The organism is Enterococcus sp. AN402 (assembly GCF_040719405.1).
GTDB classification, from domain to species: Bacteria; Bacillota; Bacilli; order Lactobacillales; family Enterococcaceae; genus Enterococcus; species Enterococcus faecalis.
On record NZ_JBFDTM010000004.1, the window covers coordinates 1,424,653 to 1,441,324 of the forward strand.

14 protein-coding genes are annotated in these 16,672 nt (G+C 35.3%); all 14 read right to left on the reverse strand.

All coding sequences use genetic code 11. The annotated features are described in order from the left end of the window. Positions 1-48: 48 nt before the first annotated feature. The 14 genes from liaX to prfB all read right to left on the reverse strand — a co-directional run bounded on the left by liaX (position 49) and on the right by prfB (position 16,620). On the reverse strand, positions 49-1,650 hold the full coding sequence (gene liaX / locus AB1I62_RS08310) for a daptomycin-sensing surface protein LiaX (RefSeq protein ID WP_002360155.1): 1,602 nt from the start codon (positions 1,648-1,650) through the stop codon (positions 49-51). A 208-nt stretch (positions 1,651-1,858) separates the two neighbouring features. Next, on the reverse strand, positions 1,859-2,536 hold the full coding sequence (gene phoU / locus AB1I62_RS08315) for a phosphate signaling complex protein PhoU (RefSeq protein ID WP_002357304.1): 678 nt from the start codon (positions 2,534-2,536) through the stop codon (positions 1,859-1,861). A 14-nt stretch (positions 2,537-2,550) separates the two neighbouring features. Continuing rightward, positions 2,551-3,309: a phosphate ABC transporter ATP-binding protein PstB gene (gene pstB, locus AB1I62_RS08320; RefSeq protein WP_002357303.1), complete on the reverse strand. Its 759-nt coding sequence runs from the start codon at positions 3,307-3,309 to the stop codon at positions 2,551-2,553. 10 nt (positions 3,310-3,319) lie between these two features. Then, on the reverse strand, positions 3,320-4,129 hold the full coding sequence (gene pstB, locus AB1I62_RS08325; RefSeq protein WP_104874853.1) for a phosphate ABC transporter ATP-binding protein PstB: 810 nt from the start codon (positions 4,127-4,129) through the stop codon (positions 3,320-3,322). 16 nt (positions 4,130-4,145) lie between these two features. Then, a complete protein-coding gene (pstA, locus tag AB1I62_RS08330) occupies positions 4,146-5,030 on the reverse strand; it encodes a phosphate ABC transporter permease PstA (protein WP_002357300.1) in 885 nt (294 codons plus the stop codon). After that, a complete protein-coding gene (gene pstC, locus AB1I62_RS08335) occupies positions 5,030-5,950 on the reverse strand; it encodes a phosphate ABC transporter permease subunit PstC (protein ID WP_002357299.1) in 921 nt (306 codons plus the stop codon). Before pstC ends, pstA begins: the two co-directional genes overlap by 1 nt. A 122-nt stretch (positions 5,951-6,072) precedes the next feature. After that, a complete protein-coding gene (locus AB1I62_RS08340; RefSeq protein WP_002357298.1) occupies positions 6,073-6,927 on the reverse strand; it encodes a phosphate ABC transporter substrate-binding protein PstS in 855 nt (284 codons plus the stop codon). Between the two features lie 518 nt (positions 6,928-7,445). Next, a complete protein-coding gene (gene csn2-St, locus AB1I62_RS08345) occupies positions 7,446-8,453 on the reverse strand; it encodes a CRISPR-associated protein Csn2-St (protein WP_241689142.1) in 1,008 nt (335 codons plus the stop codon). A gap of 50 nt (positions 8,454-8,503) precedes the next feature. Next, positions 8,504-8,803 carry a CRISPR-associated endonuclease Cas2 gene (cas2, locus tag AB1I62_RS08350; RefSeq protein WP_002408903.1) on the reverse strand — a complete coding sequence of 100 codons (300 nt, stop codon included), beginning with the start codon at positions 8,801-8,803 and terminating at the stop codon, positions 8,504-8,506. 116 nt (positions 8,804-8,919) lie between these two features. Next, positions 8,920-9,744: a type II CRISPR-associated endonuclease Cas1 gene (cas1, locus tag AB1I62_RS08355; protein WP_258080158.1), complete on the reverse strand. Its 825-nt coding sequence runs from the start codon at positions 9,742-9,744 to the stop codon at positions 8,920-8,922. Between the two features lie 205 nt (positions 9,745-9,949). Continuing rightward, entirely contained in the window at positions 9,950-13,402 is a 3,453-nt protein-coding gene (cas9, locus tag AB1I62_RS08360; RefSeq protein WP_104859640.1) for a type II CRISPR RNA-guided endonuclease Cas9, read from the reverse strand. A gap of 447 nt (positions 13,403-13,849) precedes the next feature. Further along, entirely contained in the window at positions 13,850-14,734 is an 885-nt protein-coding gene (gene ftsX / locus AB1I62_RS08365) for a permease-like cell division protein FtsX (RefSeq protein WP_002360154.1), read from the reverse strand. Continuing rightward, entirely contained in the window at positions 14,727-15,413 is a 687-nt protein-coding gene (gene ftsE, locus AB1I62_RS08370; RefSeq protein ID WP_002361935.1) for a cell division ATP-binding protein FtsE, read from the reverse strand. Before ftsE ends, ftsX begins: the two co-directional genes overlap by 8 nt. Positions 15,414-15,518: 105 nt before the next feature. Beyond that, a protein-coding gene (gene prfB, locus AB1I62_RS08375) for a peptide chain release factor 2 (protein ID WP_111997025.1) occupies positions 15,519-16,620 on the reverse strand; the annotation gives its coding sequence in 2 pieces (ribosomal slippage) (positions 15,519-16,547 and positions 16,549-16,620; 1,101 coding nt in all). Positions 16,621-16,672 lie beyond the last annotated feature (52 nt).

The window sequence follows — 16,672 nt, forward strand, 5'->3', positions numbered from 1 at the left end:
TACACTAGAAAGGCTGATTCGTCAGCCCATCTAGCTTAAAATTATTAATTATTTATCCGTATCTTTTAGGAAAATACTTCCCGTTGTTGTAGAAGCATTAATTTGAGCCATTGATTCTTCCAGTACACGTCTAAAATGTAATTGTTGATTGCCGCGATCTTTCTTTTCACGAACAACTTCAATATCTGTTAAACGGCTGTTAATACTACCTAAATTCGTTTTCACTTGCCCTTCAACGCCTAAGTCATTTGGCAAGGCCAACTTGATATTCCCATTTGCAGAGCTTGCTTCAACACGACGAAGCGTTTTTTCTTTAGCTGTAATGCGGATATCTCCATTAATCAGAGAAACACTTAGACTTTCTGGTGCCGCGGAAATAGACACGTCACCATTGACTGTTTCAATAATGTTATCTAAAATCGTTCCTTCTAGGACTTTAATTTCACCATTCACGCCTTCAATTTCTAACATAGTTGCATCAATTTTTTTAAACGTAATCGTCCCATTCGTTGATTTTGTGTAAACATCTTTCGCTGTTAACTCTTCTACTAAGACATTTCCGTTTAATAATTTAACAGATACATGATCGTAAGTGCGTTTTGGTAAATAGAACGTTAAATCTGCTTTCACTCGTTTGTTTGGCACTTGGAAAGAGATCGTTTCATCATCCACATCAATGTCACTTCGTTCTAAGAAAGCTTCCATTGGTGAATCTCCTGCCATTTTACCATATAATTTGATTTTTGCTTCGACTTTCACATCTTCTTGATCCCAAGTTTTGAAAACCACGGTACCATTTGCTACCTTGACATCAATTAAACTTGCTTGTGGATTTGGATAATTAAACTCATGTTCAAACTTAGTTGTTGCCACACCAGGAACTTTCATTTTAATGTCTTTCCATTCCACATTATCATTCATGGTGTCACTGAAAGAATTAAATGTTTTTTTCAAGAATTCTCCCACTTGGCCGCCAACTTCGGCAACTTTGCCGCCGACTTGGTTAAAGGTGTCTGTGGCTTGATCTTTCCACTCTTCAGAGAATTGAGAAGAAACTTTTTCTTTTGTATCATTCCATTGACCTTTCCATTGTTCTTTACGAATGTTTTTTAGTTCTTCTTCCAGTGCTGTTTTTTCAGTACTTTGAGTCGCTAATTTTTCTTCTAATTGTGCAAGTAAAACGTGCAAGTCTTTTCGTTGAACTTGTTCATCTTCTGTCAATGCATCTAATTCTTCTTTTGTATCTAATGTTCCAATTTCTTCTGCGACTTCTTTAATTTCTTCTTTGATGCCGGCAATTTCTGCGTTGACTTCGTCCAATTCAGCCGAAGCACGATTGGCTTTTGTTGCTAACTCATCAAGAATTCTTTCTAAGTTTTCACGATCTTTTTCTGCACTGTCCTGTGTATTTTCTTCAAACGAATCAACAGTAGGTCCTTCTGATTCTCCTTTTTCTAATGCATCCATTAAATCTGCGACTTGATCTTCTTTATTTGTTGTTCCAATATTTTGTGTATCAACTTTTTCAGCAGCTTTTTCGATTTGTTTTTCATCTTTTTCAGTTGCCATATTTTCTAATAAAATTAACGCTTCTTCTGACGTTAGAATACCTTTTTTCACTAATTCTAATACGCGTTCTCTTTCTTTCATGGATATTGCCTCCTTAGCAAATTTTTCACTCAATAGTGTTTTCCTTACATGCATTATTATGCCTTGTTTTTGATCATTTGTCATAGGACTTAAGAACGATTTCTTCTCATTAGTAAGGACTAGTTTTATAAAATCAGTTCATTTTACGCTAAAAAAACTAGGAATTGGTCTAAAAAAGGCCGTCTCCTAGTTTTTTTATTTGTTTTTCTTAAAATTGTTCGTCACGATTACTATTCAATTCGGTAATTTTACCAGTTGCCAAGTAAACAATCCACTCACAAATATTTGTGACATAGTCGCCAATTCTTTCCAAGTATTGTGCCACATGTAGATAATCAGTTCCGCTAATGACCGTTTCTGGATTAGCTTTCATTGCTTCTACGGCATGTTTGTAAATACTATCGAAATATTCATTAGTACGATCATCCATTTGTGCAATCATTCGTGCATCTTTTTGATCCGTTTTAACATAGGCGATTAAAACATTATCCACCATTTTTTTCACATAATCAGACATATCTGAAATTTCTTTTTCAATTTCAGGAATACGTGTTTCTCCTTTTAAGCGAATCGTTGATTTAGCAATTGAAACGGCATGGTCCGCCATTCTTTCTAAATCCGAACTAGCTTTCATAACAGTGATAATCATACGTAAGTCTGTTGTCACTGGTTGTTGTAACGCAATCATTTCAAAACTCTTTTTCTCAAGTTTGACTTCCATATCATTGATTTCAATATCGCGATCAATCACTTCTTGAGCTAATTTTTTATCATGATTAATATATGCCTTCACGGATTTATGGACGGCACTACTAACCATCATACCCATTTCATAAAATTGATTGTGCAGATTCAATAGTTCTTCTTCAAATTGTGTCCGTAACATTCTTTTTCCCCCTTTTAACCAAATTTACCAGAAATGTAATCTTCTGTTTGTTTTTCTTTTGGATTTAAAAATACTTTTTTCGTGTCATTAAATTCAATTAAATCACCTTGTAAAAAGAAGGCCGTTTTATCAGAGATCCGTGATGCTTGCGACATATTATGTGTCACCATAATCATGGTATATTTCTCTTTTAATGTTAACAGCATGTTTTCAATTTTACCACTAGAAACTGGGTCCAAGGCGCTAGTTGGTTCATCTAATAAAATAATATCTGGTTCCACAGCTAAAACACGAGCGATACAAACCCGCTGTTGTTGTCCACCAGAAAGTGAAAGTGCACTTTTGTGAAGTTTATCTTTGACATCCTCCCAAACGGCAGCTGCTTTCAAACTGGTTTCAACTGCTTCATCTAAGACTTGCTTGTCTTTGACTCCTTTTAGGCGCAAGCCATAAATCACATTTTCATAAACTGAAAATGGAAATGGATTAGGTTGTTGGAAAACCATCCCAATTTCTTTACGTAATTCAACGTTATCTGTTTTCGGTCCATAAATATCTTTTCCTTTATAGACAACACTTCCAGTAATAGTTACATCTGGAATTAAATCATTCATACGATTCAAGCAACGTAAATACGTTGATTTCCCGCAACCAGAAGGACCAATCATGGCAGTTAATTCTCCTTGATTAAAAGTTAAATCAATGCCTTTCAATGCTTCTTTTTTCCCGTAATATAAATGTAAATCTTTTGATGAAATAATTTCTTTGCCCATCTTGCTCCTCCTAACCAAAATGTCCTGAAACGTAGTCTTCCGTTGCTTGAATTTTTGGTCGTGTAAAGATTTTTCTTGTATGGTCGTATTCAATGACTTTACCCATATAGAAGAAAGCTGTATAGTCACTAATCCGCGCCGCTTGTTGCATGTTATGTGTCACAATGATGATCGTGTAATCATCTTTTAAATTCACTAACGTTTCTTCAACCGTTCCTGTTGAAATCGGATCTAACGCGCTTGCCGGTTCATCTAACAATAAAATATCTGGTTTCATCGCAATTGCCCGAGCGATACACAAACGTTGTTGTTGCCCACCAGACAGAGCTAAGGCGCTTTTATTTAAGTTATCTTTCACTTGATCCCAAAGTGCGGCTTGCTTCAAACTTGTTTCAACGATTTCATCTAATTTTTTCTTATCCTTTTCACCATGCTGTTTCAATGCGAATGTGATATTTTCATAGATAGATTTACTAAATGGGTTGGGCCGCTGAAAAACCATGCCAATGCGTTTTCTCATTTCGTAGACGTCAACTTCTTTCGTATTGACATCGACATCTTTATACATGATTTTTCCAGTAACACGTGAATTGGCAATGCCATCGTTCATACGATTTAGCGAACGTAAATACGTGGATTTACCGCAACCAGAAGGTCCAATTAAGGCGGTTATTTTGTTCTTTTCAAATTGCAAATCAACACCTTTGATAGCCTCATTGTCCCCGTAAAAGACATGTAAGTCTTCCGTGTGTAACGCAATCGGGCCTTTTTGGCTATCTAGTTGAAGTAAATGGGTATCATTTAAATTGTATTCTTTCATGCTAATTCCCCTAACATTAAGCTGATGTCATTCTCTTATAAAGACGGTTGCCGATAAAGCGAGCGCCGAAATTGAAAAGTAAAACTACTAAAATTAACACAGCGGAGGCACCTGCTGAGACCGCAGCGCCATCTGGCATCGTTCCTTCGGTATTAATTTTCCAAATATGCACAGCCAACGTTTCCGCTTGACGGAAAATGCTAATTGGACTTGAAACGCTCAATGGATTCCAATTACTGAAATCTAAGGCAGGTGCGCTTTGTCCTGCTGTATAAATTAGCGCAGCGGCTTCACCGAAAATCCGACCAGAACTCAAAATAACACCTGTCAAAATTCCTGGTAATGCTTCTGGCAAAATAACTTTTTTAACTGTTTCCCAACGTGAAAGACCTAAGGCTAACCCCGCTTCACGCTGTGTATAATGAATGGCTTTCAAAGATTCCTCAACATTTCTAGTCAATAATGGTAAGTTAAAAAATGTTAATGCTAACGCACCTGATAAGATTGAAAAGCCATATCCGATTTGTACAACGAAAATCAAGAAGCCGAACAGCCCGACAACAACGGAAGGCAATGAACTTAAAATTTCAATCGAGGTACGAATTAAATCAGTTAACCAATTCTTTTTCGCATATTCCGATAAGTAAATTCCAGCACCCAATGAAATTGGAATACTAATAATCATTGTAATCAATAGTAAATATAGTGAGTTAAAAAGCTGAATACCAATCCCACCACCAACTTGATAGGCTCTGGATGGTTGTGTTAAAAATTCCCACGAAATATGTGGAATTCCTCTAGCTAAAATGTAAATCAGTAAGGCCGCCAAAATTAAAACAATGACGCCAGATACGGCATATAAGATACCTGTTGCGATTTTATCTGCTTTTTTTGCATTCATTATTTTAAGGCTCCTCTCTTACCGATAATTCGGATAACAATGTTGAATAGTAAAGACATCAACAATAGAATCAAGGCTAAAGACCAAAGAACGTTGTTTTCAACTGTTCCCATAATCGTATTCCCAATCCCCATTGTCAAAATACTTGTTAGTGTCGAAGCTGGTGTTGTCAAACTAGTTGGCATCACAGCTGCATTTCCGATTACCATTTGGATTGCTAAGGCTTCACCAAACGCACGAGCCATACCAAAGACAACCGCAGTTAAAATACCAGGCACAGCTGCTCGCAAGACAACTTTATAAATCGTTTGCCAACGCGTAGCACCAAGCGCCAACGACGCTTCACGATAATGTCTGGGCACAGCTTTTAATGCATCTACGGTCATTGTAGTGACCGTTGGTAAAATCATGACAAATAGTACAAACGTACCAGCTAAAATACCGAAGCCAGTTCCGCCAAAGATTGAACGGACAAAAGGAACAATGACAGATAAACCAATAAATCCATAAACAACAGAGGGAATCCCTACAAGTAATTCAATAACTGGTTGCAAAAATTTCGCTCCTTTTTTAGGTGAAATTTCTGTCATAAAAACAGCCGCTCCAATCGCAAATGGCGTCGCAACAATCGCTGACAAAAACGTTACAATAAAAGAACCCGCAATCATTGGTAAAGCCCCAACCATGGGTTTACCGTCTGCGCCGATATCACTTGGGTTCCAGTTTGTTCCAAATAAGAAATCAAACACGTTAATCTTATCTTTAAAGAATGTAGCAAGTCCTTTACTTGCAACAAAATAGAAAATTGAAACAACCACTGCTACAATTAAGGCAATACATAGGAAACTAATAAATTTCCCTCGTTGCTCCATCTTGGCTCTTTTCGATTTTGTTAATAATTTTTTCTGTACATCTTCCAAGAATATTTCCTCCTCAAACAATCCAACTTTTACAGATAAAAATAGTGTACCTTTTTTACATCAATTTGTTTTTAATAACATGTAAATTTTATGTTAAGTTTGTAAATTTTGTGTTAAGAGAATTATTTAATGACATTTCCTTGCCAATCCCGTTCAATTTCCATTTTCGAAACAGGAATATACCCTAATTGACCAATCACACGTTCTTGGATATCATCTGACAACATAAAGTCTAAAAACTCTTTGGTTAAATCACTTGGATTTTTACGAGTGTACATGTGTTCATAAGACCAAATAATCCATTTATTGTTCATTACATTTTCATCTGTTGGCTGAACACCATCAATACTTAACGTAGCTACTTCATCAGTAACATATGAAAATGCGGTATAACTAATCGCTCCTGGTGTATCAGAAACAATGGAACGAACCATGCCGCTGGAATCTTGTTCTTGCGCACGAATGGCTGTTTTATCTCCCAAGACCCATTTTTCAAAAGTCGCACGCGTACCACTACCGGCCGCTCTGTTCAAAATAACAATTTTTTGGTCTTTCCCGCCAAGTTCTTTCCAGTTTGTTACTTCACCTAAAAAGATTTTCTTTAAATTTTCCATTGAGATATCTTTGACACCGACATTTTTGTTAACGATTGGTGTAATCCCAACGACAGCAACTTTATGATCAATTAAGTCTTCCGCTTTGATGCCCTTTTTCTCTTCTGCAAATAAATCAGAATTACCAATGTCTACCGCGCCAGATTGGACTTGACTCAGACCTGTTCCGCTTCCGCCACCTTGGACATTAATAAATCTTCCCGGATTTTGGCTTTGATATTCCTCACTCGCTGTCTCTACTAATGGTTGTAAAGCTGATGAGCCTACCGCTGTGATGGATTCACCACGATCAATCCATTTTGCACATCCTGTCAAAGTAAGTATACTTGCCAAACCAATAAATAATAGCAATCTTTTTTTCATCGATTCATTATTCCTCCAATTAATTTCAATCTATTCTATTTTACCATTATATGTAGGACTTGAAAATTATAAGTTATCAATTTGTTGGTACAACTGAGAAAACTCTTAAATTAAATAACAAAAAGTATCTGAAAAAGCCAATTTGGCTGTTGCTTCAGATACAAATAATTATGCTAGAAAGATGACTATATTTAAACATTTAGTGGGGATGGCTTTTTTGAAAATTATTTGGGGTATAAAAGCGAGTTCGTACATCCAACCTACTTCCTTATTGTTTTACTGATAAGAAATTATTGAGAGTACAAAAACAGAAGCAGCCGCGAAAAATTAATACACGCGGTTTTACTGATAAGAAATTATTGAGAGTACAAAAACCAGTCACTTAAAAGCGAAACGGAACAAGCTGTTTTACTGATAAGAAATTATTGAGAGTACAAAAACCTCAAATTTAAAATTTGAAATCTCATTAATAATCCTTTTGATAAAAAATATAACTTTACACGGTTAAAATTCCAAACTCACTCTTTCCGCAATAATCGTTCGCGAAAATATTGTTCTTCCAATACAGTGAGCTTTTCCATCGACGTATCGACACACTCACTATTGTCATCTAACAATTCCTTCAACAATTTTAATAATATCATATCTTTAGGTAAAAGATAATTTTTTGTATACTGATCACCAACAAAATGACAGACTCGATAAAAAGCATCAATTAGTTGTTGATTTGTCCAAGAGAGTTGATCTGGATAATGTCGCTCGATACTTTGACGAAAAACATCAAAAACTGGCAACTGCTGATACTTATCATATAACAAAATCGTTTTCTCAACATCTTCCTCCGTATACGGTAAAGGTAAGCTTCTATTACTAAAAATAAAAAACTTCAACTGCTTTGTTTCTTGAGCCAATTTCTTTAACTGCTGAAAGAGATAATAAATTGATTCCGTCTCCAAAAAACTTTCTGGATTTGTAATAACAAGCCAGACAGGCTGTTCTCTTCGGCTGATACTCCGTTGCAAGAGATAAATAAATTCAGCCAACAATTCCCCTGTATCCATCATTTCTAAAGGCAACGATTGGCCATTTTCTAAATAGTTTAATGACAACGAATACTTCAAAATATCCTGAAAATTCATTTCTAAAAAATGCGGTTCAATATTCGTTAAATAGTTATTTAATTTATCATTCATTAAATTTTCTAGTTTTAACAACTGATCATTTAAATTGCTCATTTGATTTGTAATATCAAAATCATCTTGTAAATAAAGTAATTCCTGGTGAAGTAACGTACCTTTGATAAAATTCATTTGTTGAAAAATACTTGTATTGTCCTCTAAAAAGTAAAAATCAATACTCTTTGCCTTTAACTTTTTTTCTTCTAAAAAAATTTCAATACCGTTATCTCCATAGATTGATTCTTCTAAGTCACTTAACGCTTTTTGTTTCGCAAACCGTTTTAATGTTCGTAATATTTTACGACGCCATTGGTTTTCTCCTCCATAAAAAAATACATAATCTTCCAAAAAGAATTCAATAAATTATTGATACTGATATTCTAAACGAATTTGTTTCATTAAATCACCACCAATCGACGAACGCCAACTACTTCTTCTTGATGACTACGACTGCCCGCCAATAATAGCATATCTTGAAACTGAATTTCTGAAACATACAACAATCGAACGTTCCCTGAACGTGGTACTTTTCTCTTTAGAATTGTTTCATATTTTTTTAACGCACTACGATTGGGCAAACTCCGATAATAAATAGAATACTGCAACATAATAAATCCATTTTCCAGTAAATGTTTTCTAAAAATTCGGTATTCTTTTTGCTCCTGTTTCGTTTCAAAGGGTAAATCAAATAAACACATTAATCGCACGACTCCTAAACTCACTTCCCCTCACACTCCAACATATTTACCAAATGAATTTTCTGAACGTTTTCAAAATCACCTGTTTCCATTGCTTTCACAAAAGCAGCTACATATTAAGACATTGCTTGGTTCATATAAATTTTTTTGTTTTTCACCTTAATCTTTTGATGTAAAAATTCCACCAAGGTTAAACGACTATGATAGGTTAAATACTTTTCATTCTTTTTCAATATCGTTTGATGAATATACCAATCCATTAATGGACGAAAAGGTTCCATTAAGTCATCAACTAGGTTAAACGAATTATATTCATTTTTATGGAAAATCCCTAACATCGGTAATAATCCTAACGCTACCACGCAACGGGCCATTTGTGCACGAATAACTGCATAGCCATAATTCATACAGGCATTTGGTAAACACTCTTCTTCACGGGTAAAACCCACACCATACAATGAATGAAAATATACTTTTGCAACATGTCCTTCACGATTCGTTGTATCCCCTGGTAAAATTCCTTCACTAAGTTTTTCTAATACTTCCACTCGTTCGGAATCTGTTCCTAAATATTTCGCAACTGCGATTTGATTCTGAATTTTTTGTGTTACAATTTCGCACCACGCTACTTGTTTATGTTCTTCTGTCCAATTACTTTGCCAGATTGCTCGTTTCGCACTGCGATGATACTGACCAATACCAAGAAAAACACCTACAGGCATGAACGTATTATCACAAATCACGGTATCAATATGATGTTGTGCGAACTTCGCTAGTAACCGTGTAGTGATGACTGTCTGGTCGCCTTCTAAAATTACACTTTCAATATCTGTCAAAGGAATGACATATGTATTCCCTTCTTTTATCACTTCTAAATTATCTAACTTTACTTTTAATTTCTCGCCATTTTTTACGAAAACTGTTCGAAATCCCAACAACATTCCCTCCTTTTTAATAAAAAAACCGCCCTACATATGTAGGGCGGTAAATTCGGCAAAATGCCTTATTTTTGTAGATTCTCAATAATTTCTTATCAGTAAAATTATTAAAGACGCGTTTCGTCAAACGCGGTAGTCCGTCGACTACAATTAAAGATTACTACAAAAACGCTAATCATGCAACCCTTTCCTTTTCGTTTCTTCCTTTTTATTTAATAATATTCTTTGGTTCTTTTTCATAATACAGATAATGTTTCTTTCCTAAAATATCTGTATTGAATTTTCGTAACTTTTTGCCTTCTTTGCCATATTTAGCAATATTTAAATTGATGGCTCCATTATTATAAGGTTTTTGCTTAAATTGATTTTCTGCTGGCATCATTTCTTGCTCTAACCCTTTAAAATTAATACTATTAGCACTTTGGAAATTATAAAAACGCACATCATAGCGTTGGCTATCTTTCCATTCGATTTCCAAACCATCATTTTTTTGTAAAGAAAAACAGAAACGCACCACTTGTCCTTTTGTCTGTTCGGCGACTTTTTTCATGTATTCTTTTTCTGTGATTCCATACTTACCTTCCACAAAACGTAAGTCAGAATAATATAGTTGTACTGTATAATAAGCCTTAGTTTCTAAGTCTTGATAAATATCGTAGCGATATGGTTTTAAACTTTGTAGCGTAACTTTGCGACCATTTTTAGTTTTTTCAACAGGTCGTCCTTGTGAATCCTTGGTGATATTAATATGTTTATTCAATTTACTGTCATAATACTTCAAACTACGAATAAGTGGTCCATTGTTTTTTTTCGCATATTTCTGAATCGCTGGAATATCATTTTCTTCACAGTAAACAGCAAACGGTGAACGTTTAACACGCTTTACCTTACCATTTTTTTCTTCCACTTCTTGAAAATCAGGAGTTGTTTCTGCAATAAACAACAATCGTTCATAGGTCTTTTCATCAAGATCTTTCATTAAAAGTTTATCTTGTTTTTTCTTGAAGGCTTCCCAACCATCTACCGTGTAAATGTCTTTGATTTTACCGATTGTGTACTCGTCAGTCGTTATTTTTTGTTTACCACTTTTCAGCGTTTTGACTTCCGTTTTCTCTCGAACAGAATAAATAGTGGCATCACTGAGTTTGCGGTTAGCTTTACGATCCACTTGGTGAGAAAATTTAATTCTTGGATGGAGGTTTACTGGCTTCAATTGCTCACGAAAATTAGGCCATTTTACCTGATAGGTTTTTCGTTCATACTTCTTTGATTTTTTGAATTCCCGGTAAGACATTTCATCGACAATTTCACCAGTTTCGAAATCGATTTCACGCATGACTTTTTCACCAGTTTCTTCCTTCACTGCATAGTGATAACGACTAACTTTGACAAACGGGGTGACTGCACACAATGTCGCATCAACGGCATGATGATGATGTGTTTCACGAGTTTTATCTAAGTCAGCACCCCATTTTTTCCGTAAAGTATGAGTAAAACTGCCGTTAACTACTCGAACTTTCGTTTCCTGATTTGCAAAAAAACTCTGTAAGGTATTTAAAACTAAACGACTGGCATAACGCGTATCATTCAGATTTCTAGCTAAAAATTTTTCGACTTGCTCACTGTCAAAAATATTCCGCGTTTCCAATAAATTATTTTCTTTTTTATGACTAAAATGGCGACTTTCCACCCATTTTTGATAGTCATCCCAGTTGCTAAATTTCCCGTTAATTTTTTTGAAAGAACCGTCCATCCATGCATCATATGGTGTTTGTTGTCCTTTGACTTGATTAGCTTTACTTAAAACCAGTACTTTATTATTAATAGAATCATCTAAGCTAATCGAAATTGGAATAATATGATCAATTTCTGTTGAATCACTAACCAATAATTCAGGAGAAATAGACAGTCCTGTATAGGCACATATGCCATCTTGTTCGTAATAGTATAATAACTTAGCTAAAAAACGACGATTTTTTTGAATGGTCGTTTGAAATTTTTCTTGGCTCCATCCAGACTTTTGCATAAAATAACTTTGGCTGTCATTCTTTCGTTGACTATTCTTTGCATGTAATTCTTTTATTCGTTTTTTTTCATCTTCTTCGTTATCGTCCCTAGGCATTTCAATAGTGATGTAACGAATTTGCTCTTTTCCATATTTTACTAACAAAGCATCTATGACTTTGAAGGCTTGACTCACTGTTTTGTTCACCGTTGGATTATAAATTTCTGTCAAAACATCTTTTGTTGGTAATTTTTTATATTCACTATAACGTTTTCTAACATCTGACTTTAACTGAAACTGTTCTAATAGTGTATTTTGTTCTGAAGTAGCGTTCATTAGTTTTGGAATTAATAAGTGTAATGTCTTTAAAGAAAAACGATGCCACGCTTGCGTGCTAACACTTTGACTCAATTCTTTGTAGCGATCCAAAACGAGTAACTTCACAGATTCAGCTAATTCAGGCAGTTCAAAAGCTAACGTATTTTCAATCCCTTCGCGTTCGGTATTTAAGGTTAAAACTTTTGCTAAACAGTCGATCGTTTCTGTTGGTAACGTAGCCAAATCGATCCCTGATTCTGCAAAGATTTTTCGCCAATTCCGATAGCCTTTTAATGTATGAATTTCTGGTTTACCTTTTTTATCCAAACGCCAACCACTTAATCGTTCTTTTTTTACACCCAGCAATTTAGCCACATCATTAACGCCAAAACGAGTAAATTCTTTGGTCATTAATTCTGCTAAAATGTATTCTTTTTGTTCTGGCGAAAGTGGTATTTCTCCATCAATTTTTAAATTGGTTAAATCATTGAGTAAATTATATTGTTGTGCAGATAGACTTAAGCCGCTTGCTCGTAGTTCACCTTGAAAGTCTTTGCCAATCAATTTATCAAAAATATTTGTTGCTGGTTGGCCTGTTTTTTTAAAATCAGACCAACGACCATAAGGACTGTTATTGGCTTCATTTCCTGGTCCATGATAATACGGTCGTTTGCGATAAATTAATCCAGCTTCCTCTGCAATACCAGGCTGTACAAATAATGCAATCCAATCATCTGTCAATTCGTTAGGATAAAAGGCTTGTTGGGTTTTAAGAATGGTTGCCAATTCATTTGCATAAGCAGAAACTTTAAAAACATTTAACTGATAATTACCTTGAGCATTGATTCCTGTTTTCACTCGATTATTTTCTTTCAGCCGCTGTAATTGGATTTGACCCGGCGTATATTTTGTTAACAACTGAGCATTTTCCCTAACTTGTTCCTTATAATCTTGACTTTCTTTCGCTGCTTCCGTATCATCTTCGTCTAAGTAACTAATTCCACGTTTTTTTAAAATGTGAAGAGTCACTTTATAAATTTCTCCTTTGCTTAATGGTTCTGTCAATCCTTTTACTCTTAATTGGTACGGGCAACTATTTTTTAATGATTTATCTTCATAAAATCCAACAGCCGCAAGTATTTTTTTTGCATCTTTTAAGCGATTCGTTTTCCGTCTAATTAAACGACGTCCACCTCGATTTGTGCGTCGTTCTAAATTTTTTTCACTATTTTTCGCACTAAATAAACGGATACCTAAATCAATAACATTGCCTGTCCGTTCATCAATTACTGACCAACCAACACTACTAATCCCTAAATCTAAACCTATACTGTACATGAGAACCTCCTTTAAGCAATGACAATTAATAATTTAATTATACAATATTTTTTGTAAAGGGATACAATTTTCAATAAATAATTTTCAGAAATTTATGATAACTATTACCCCTTTAATTTATCATGATTTAGAAAGAAAAAATAACAATTTCCACAATTTTAATCTACGGTTATCTGCTTATGCTTAAATAATATATACGTTTTAAGCATATGGCAATAAATTTTACCATCAGATAGGTCCTCCCGTATACAAAATCTACTACAGATTTTCCGATGGATTGGTGTGTTGATTATTAACTAAAAAATGACACATAAGTCGAGTCAACTTATGTGTCATTTTTTTACTTTTAAGATAGCCTACTGAACAAAAACATTTCTCTCATCTTAGCAATCTCTATGTGATAAATCACTTAGATGGCAAGGTTTTTGTCCGCAAAATTATACTTTTTTAAATTTTCAAGAAACGACGCATTGAAATAACTGAACCTAGTGATCCAATAATCATTCCTGTTGCAATCATTAATAGATTAACTTTCCAGATAAAATCTTCTGGACGAATTAATGAATAATTCGAACGCAATAACTGCGGGTTAAACATGTTATAAACTTGATGGTAGCCTAACGTCATAATGATGACTGGCACGATTGCGCCAATCAACCCAATCCAAGCACCTTCTAAGAAGAACGGCCAACGAATGAAACTGTTTTTCGCTCCTACAAGACGCATAATTTGGATTTCTTTTTGACGAGATAAAATCGTAATCCGAATGGTGTTGGAAATTAAGAACACTGCAACGAATAAAAGTAATGCAGCAGCTGCTAAGCCCCAAGTTCGAACGGTTTGAGCGATTTTAAAGATTTTGTCTGAGTTTACACCACCGTAATCGGCTTTAAAAACACTTGGGAATTTAGCTGCTTGTTTCGCAATATCTTTCGTGTCTTCTGGTGTTTTCGCACGGACATAATACACATCGTATAATGGGTTACTGTCGCCTTCGAAAAGATTCCAGGCATCCCCCATTTGTTCTTGGATTTTTTTCAATTGTTGATCTTTGTTTGAATAAGAAATATCTTCAACATTGTCTAATCCTTTAAGTTGTTTTTCTAATGTTTTCATTTCATTTTGTTTTGTACCAATATCGACAAAAACTGACACTGTCACGTTTTTTTCGACATCATCAGCAAGTTTCGTTGCATTAAAAATAACGCCCATAAAAATACCAACTAAAACTAATGTAATTGTAACCGCACTTGCTGAGGCAACAGTCATCCAACCGTTCCGTTTTAAACTTTTGATACTTTCAAATAAATGAGAAAAGAATGTTCTAATCATCGTAGCCGTATTCTCCTTCCACTTGGTCACGGATAATGCGACCATTTTCAATGGCAATAACACGGTGACGAATCGTATTTACAATTGTACTATTATGCGTTGCCATCACGACTGTTGTTCCTTGTGCGTTAATCCGGTCCAACAATTTCATGATTTCCCATGAATTCTCTGGATCTAAGTTCCCAGTTGGTTCATCGGCAATTAAAACTTTCGGTGTATTTACAATTGCTCGTGCAATGGATACCCGTTGCTGTTCCCCACCAGAAAGTTCGCTTGGAAAAACACGTACCTTATGTTTTAGACCGACTAAATCTAAAACTTCCATCACGCGTTTTTTGATTTCGCGAGGACGTCGTCCGATAACTTGCATCGCATAGGCCACATTCTCATACACAGTTTTCTTAGGTAATAGTTTATAGTCTTGGAAAACGATGCCGATTTCACGACGTAAATAAGGAACTTCTTTATTTTTTATTTTCATTAAATCATGACCTGCAACTGTCAAATTACCTTTTGTTGCTTTTTCTTCACGATACATTAATCTAATAAAGGTTGATTTCCCTGCACCTGAGGGACCAACCACATAGACGAACTCGCCTTGGTCAATCTCTACTGAAATATTCCGAATCGCTGTTGTACCATTCGAATATTTCTTCATTACATCTTTCATTTCAATCATGGCGTTCTCTCCATCTCTTTTTTCTTCAATCCTACTCATTATAACATGTCAATATTGCAAACTTCTTGCATTAAGTTACATTTTTATTTCAATTTAATGAAGAGCTTAACTTAAGCGCTGTTTTAAGTAGGCATCAATGAAACCATCAAGGTCTCCATCCATCACAGCTTGTACATTGCCGGTTTCGTAATTTGTCCGATGGTCTTTGACCATTGAATACGGATGGAACACGTAAGAACGGATTTGTGAGCCCCAACCAATTTCCATTTGTTCACCACGTAAACTTGCTGCTTCTTGAGCTTTCTTTTCCATTTCCAATTGATATAATTTGGCTTTTAACATACTCATTGCTTGCTCACGGTTTTTTAATTGAGAACGTTGTGCTTGGCTTGCGACAACGGTGCCTGTTGGAATATGTGTAATTCGAACAGCCGATTCTGTTTTATTAATATGCTGACCACCGGCACCACTTGCTCGATAGGTATCAATTTTTAAGTCATCTGGATTGATCGCAATCTCTATTGTATCGTCTAATTCAGGCATTACATCAACTGAACAAAACGAAGTATGACGGCGTTTGGCGGAATCAAAGGGCGAAATCCGCACAAGACGATGGACACCTTTTTCAGATTTTAGGTAACCATAAGCATTGTAACCTTTGATTAATAAGGTGACACTTTTAATCCCTGCTTCATCTCCAGCTTGGTAATCCAACGTTTCAACTTGGAAACCGTGACTTTCTGCCCAACGTGTGTACATTCGTAAAAGCATACTTCCCCAATCTTGTGATTCAGTACCACCGGCACCAGGGTGTAATTCAATTAGGGCGTTATTATGATCATATGGCTCATTTAGTAGTAAGGATAGCTCATACGTTGTTAAACGTTCTTGCAAGAGATGAATTCTTTCTTCCAATTCTTCTTGAATCTCTGCATCATATTCTTCTTGTTGTAATTCAAACATCACCGTTAATTCGTCAAGTTCCTCAGAGAGCTGATGAAATTGTTGATATTTTTCTTTCAAACTATTGGTTTCGTTAATTAGCTTTTGAGCCGTTTCTGTGTTGTCCCAAAAACCAGGTTCTCCCATCCGATTTTCCGCCTCGGCAATGTCTTCTTCTAACTGGTCTAAGTCAAAGAGACCTCCTGAAGCTAGTAATTTTTTGTGTCATTTCGTCTAATAATGTACGAATTTCTGGGTTTTCCAAAATGATTCCTTCTTTCTCTTTATTGTAAAAAGAGCAAAGGCGGGACAAATTG